We start from the raw sequence: 4,336 nt of genomic DNA on the forward strand, positions 1-4,336 counted from the left end.
ATAAGGGAGTTGATATCCACCACAAGATCATGATCGAGGGCGGCTACTCGGCGTCACCACCGACTACGGGCCAGAGCCTGATTCATGACACTCCCTCGCCGACCATCACAGCGCAGTCATGGCGAGGAAGGGGAGTGCGCAGGTCCGTGCGGCATCTACAGGGGCAGCGTTATGCCGAGTTCCTGCATCGCGCTGGATGGGGGGCCGCCTTCGGAGCGTTCGGTCTTGTAGCCCTTGATGCAGGGTTTGAGGGTGCGGGGGTCGACGGCTTCGGCGGGGGCGCTCTTGGCGTACAGTCCGTCCGGAACCGTGTCGCGGTCGTGGGGCAGAAGCCAGAAGACGCGGCGACGGAAGGTGCCGGAGGCGCGGGAGGGTTTGGCGGCGGGGCCGAGGAGGGCGTAGCCGACCATGCGTCCGTCGCGGTGGTAGGCGGGCCGTCCCTTGCGAGTGGGTAGCCGGTCCAGGCTTTGGCGGACGTAGTCGAGCTGGTCGATGTCCTCCAGCCAGACGAGGTCGGTCTCGTGGCTGATCTCGTCCGCGCTGATCAGGGAACTCATGCGCTGATGTCCCTTTCCTCGTCGGTGAGCAGTCCGATGCCCGGGTAGTGCTTGCGCTGGTTGGACAGGATCATCTCCTTGGGCGAGGCCAGCCCGACGAGTTCTCGGGTGCGGGCGGCGAAGGCGCGCGAGGAGATGACCGGTGCGCCTTCATTCTGGCACCACGTCTTGTAGGCGGCGTAGAGGGCTGTCTGCTCGGCGCGCAGGTCAGGGGCGAGGTGGCAGCGTTCTTCGTAGAAGCGGCCAGTGTGGTCCTCGGTCTCGGCGTAGGCGGTGGTGGCGATGCGGACGCGTTCGGGTCCGGTGAGGTCGCGGTCGCCGGCGAGGTAGCGGCGGGCTCCGTCGATGAGCCAGCTGAGGATGCCGGGGCCTTCCTCCGTGACGAGGATGTCCGCCAAATTGTCGATCTTGCGGTTGTCGGGGACGACGCGTTCGAAGGGGATTAGGCGCATACGGCGCCAGAACGCGAAGCCGCCGGTGCCGACCTCGGGGCGGTGGTTGCCCAGCAGCCAGAGCTTGTGGGTGGGGGTGAAGCTGAAGAAGTCCTGCCTCATGCGGCGGGCCTTGATGCGGTCACCGCCGGTCAGGAGCTTGACGCGGGCCTCGTCGAACTTGTCGCCTGGTTTGACCTCGGAACAGACGATGACGCGGCGGCCATGGAGTTCGGCGAGGTCGGTGGGGTGGCCTTCATAGGGGCGGGCCATGAGGAATCCGGGCGGGGCGGCGTCTGCGTAGTCGCCGAGGAGTTTCATCAGCACGTCCAGCAGGACGGACTTGCCATTCTTGCCGGAGCCGAAGAGGAAGGGAAGGACTTGGCCGCCGACGTCGCCGGTGAGGGAGTAGCCGAGCAGCAGCTGGAGGTAGGAGATCATCTCCCGGCCTTCGCTGTCGTCTCCGAAGGTGTCGGTCAGAAACGTTTCCCAGCGGGGGGTGGGGGTGGGCTGGGGGCCGACGGTGGTGGAGCGGGAGTGGAAGTCCTTGTTCGGGTCAGGGGTTTTGGTCAGGCCGGTGCGCAGGTCGACGATGCCGTCGGGGGTGCACAGGGCGTAGGGGTCGGCATCCAGCCGAGCGGCGTTCAAGACCATGCCGGGGGCGGATTTGGCTTGGGTGAGCATGGCGTTGATGCCGGTGGTGGACAGGGCGCGGCGGCGGTGCTGCTGCAGGGCGGTGGTGGTGAAGAGGCCGCGGGCATCGTGGGTGGCGATGTTCTCAGCGAGGTCGCCGGCGGCCCACAGGACGGTGTCGTCTTCGTCGATCTGCCAGCGGGTGGTGTCCCATCGGTACCAGCCGATGCCAGGCACGTGCCGGTAGTCGTTGGCGTAGAGCCTGACGAACAGCTTGGCGTTGCCGCGGTCCGACAGGGTGTCCGGCAGCAGCCCGTCCGCGGTCGCCTCACCGGCCGGGGCATGCCCGGTGTCGGCCTGCGCCGGGCGCGGCACGACGGCGGCGCCCTGGGCGCGGATCTGGGCGGCGACTGCTTCGGGGTCGAAGTCGAAGAGCGTCTCGGGCCCGGACGACGTCACGAGCGCCTCCCGCTTGCGTGCAGGGGCCGCTTGAGGCCTGCGGCAAGGCCGCTGCGGATGATCTGCTCGATGCGGCGCTCCTGTCCAGGGCGGGCCGCGGTCGCGGTTTCCTTCAGGGCTTGTTCGGCCTCGTCCTGCAGCAGGCGGCCGGCGGCGATGAGCCCGCCGAGGATGTAGGCGGCGCGGTTGAGGGTGTCGGAGAATCCTGCGCCCTCAGCGACCTGGCCGCAGGCCTCCACGGGAGCCAGGACCGTGGCAAGAGTGTGCTGGATGCGGTCTCGGCCGCCGCCTGCGGCGAGGACGGCCTGACGGGCTCGGGGTGGAACCGGCCTGGGCGCGGGGACGTTGGGGGCGGGCAGGTGGTTGGTGCGCTCGAGTTCCTGGGCGAGCCAGAGTGGGAGCGCGGCGGGCTCGCGGGTGTCATCGATGGGGGTGTAAGTGCCGTGTTGGGTGGTGGTGCCGGGGGCGATGATGTAGCTGCCGTGGGCGCGGATGTCGACCTGCCAGGCCAGGGCGCGGCCAGGGCTGGAGCCGACGGAGGACTGCCAGCGCCGGCTGTCTCTGGCCCGGTACCAAACGTGCAGGCCGCCGGAAGGGGTGCGGACGCGGAGAGTGGTCGCGTCGTTGGCGGGGCTGGGCTGGCCGCGCAGGGCGGCCAGGACGGCGAGGGTGTGGAAGCCGTTGGCGAGGCCGGTGAGGTCGACGTGGTCGGCGATCGGGATGCCGGGCAGGATCCGGTCGCGCGTGGGGGGCTGGGCGGGGTGGGCGGGGTGGGCGTCGATGTCGATGACGACCAGGCCGGCCGGGCCGCAGGAGACTGCGATGCCGAATTGAGGGTGACGCCCCCACCATTGGTGGATGCGGTCTTGGTCGAGGGTGGCGGCGTGGAAACCATGGCACCAGCGGCCTGCCGGGATGCAGGCGCAGGATGAGGCGGGGTGAGGGTTTGTCCGGCAGTCGTTGCAGTTCGCGGCCGGGGTCTTGCGGCCTGGGGTGAGGGGATGCACGGGCCAGCCGCGGCGCGCGCACCAGCGAGCGGTGGCCAGGGACGACTCAGCGACTGAAGGCTCTCGGGCGGGCTGCCGTGAGTCGCTGCAAGGAAACCGCAGCTCAGCAGGCATTTGCACCCCCCATCAGCGACCGAAGCGACTCAACGACGGACACAGACTAGCGAACGCGGCTGATGAGGTCATGGAGCACATAAGAAAAGGCCGTGCCGCCGTGTCGACGATGAGACCGGTAGCACGGGTGCCAGCGACCGAACGGGAGCGGCAGCGACCGAGACATCTTCAGTAGCTGTCTAACGGTTTGAGTAAAACCGCAGGTCAACAGAGTCTGACATCCGAATCAGCGACTGAAGCGACTGAAGCTTTCTATATATGACGCAGGCACGCGCACGCGAATGTCTTCATATACCAGAAAGTCCAGTCGCTTCAGTCGCTGCGACTCAGCCAAAGGCGCCTCGACCTGCGGTTTCGTGCCGTTCTGCGGCAGCGACCGAAACGTGGCTGAGTCGCTGGCCTTCCGTCGCTGAGCCAAGCTAAGACAGCGTCGGAAGCGACCGAGCGCCCGACCAGACCCGCTCACAGCATCGGATTCTGCCCTTCCACCGTGAGTCGCTTCAGTCGCTCATCTTGTAGCTCCCCAGCCCAGCAGGCTCGGCCAGATTCCGGGAGACGGTCGCCGAAGTGCTCGCGGAGGCCCGCTTGCCGAACCGCCCGGCTGCGGTGCGAGCGCACAGCTCACCGGGATCGTGCCGTCTCAGCTGCATGGCGTGCCTGCTGTGCAACATGGTCTGTCTGCGCGGCTCGGTTCCGTGCATAGTCCAGGTCGTTTTCCGTGTTCTTCCGTACAGTGGTGGGCCCGCTGCTCGGCTGCTTCCGCCTCCCGTTGGCCCTGTGTGGGCTTTCCGTCCGCATCGTCTGTGCGGCGTTGCTTTGCGGGCGGTCTTGGCGGGGGTGGCGTCGGGGGGTTCTGGTTTGGGCGGTGGCGTGTCTGCGCGCGTCCGGTGAGGTGCGGCAACTGGGCGGGCAGGTGGCTCGGCGGCTGCGGCAGCGGTGAAGCCGACGGGACGGGCGAGGGCTTTGACGAGCTGGCCGGAAGCCCATTTTTTCGCTGCCGCTGGATCCGCCAGAGCCGCGTGCAGGGTCTGTTCGACTTTGAAGGCTTCTCGAAACCGAGTGTGGGGGCTGGGTTGTGCTGATCAGGCATGGTGCGGGGTGGGTGAGGTAGGTCCGGTGCGTCCGTGATGGTGGC

General features: G+C 68.0%; 3 protein-coding genes. All 3 read right to left on the reverse strand.

What is annotated here, in order from left to right; genetic code table 11:
- Positions 1–155 precede the first annotated feature (155 nt).
- The 3 genes from ACFY4A_RS42335 to ACFY4A_RS42345 are packed head-to-tail and all read right to left on the reverse strand — an operon-like array spanning position 156 to position 3,087.
- Entirely contained in the window at positions 156–557 is a 402-nt protein-coding gene (locus ACFY4A_RS42335; protein WP_390834638.1) for a DUF6009 family protein, read from the reverse strand.
- A complete protein-coding gene (locus tag ACFY4A_RS42340) occupies positions 554–2,080 on the reverse strand; it encodes a phage/plasmid primase, P4 family (protein ID WP_390834639.1) in 1,527 nt (508 codons plus the stop codon). Before ACFY4A_RS42340 ends, ACFY4A_RS42335 begins: the two co-directional genes overlap by 4 nt.
- Positions 2,077–3,087, reverse strand: coding sequence for a bifunctional DNA primase/polymerase (locus ACFY4A_RS42345; RefSeq protein ID WP_390834640.1), 1,011 nt, complete (start codon positions 3,085–3,087; stop codon positions 2,077–2,079). Before ACFY4A_RS42345 ends, ACFY4A_RS42340 begins: the two co-directional genes overlap by 4 nt.
- Between the last annotated feature and the right edge of the window lie 1,249 nt (positions 3,088–4,336).

This window comes from Streptomyces sp. NPDC001292, assembly GCF_042896465.1.
Lineage (GTDB): Bacteria > Actinomycetota > Actinomycetes > Streptomycetales > Streptomycetaceae > Streptomyces.

Excerpts from the sequence above, each read along its gene's own strand:
- ACFY4A_RS42335 (WP_390834638.1), bottom strand. The coding sequence starts at position 557 with ATGAGTTCCCTGATCAGCGCGGACGAGATCAGCCACGAGACCGACCTC.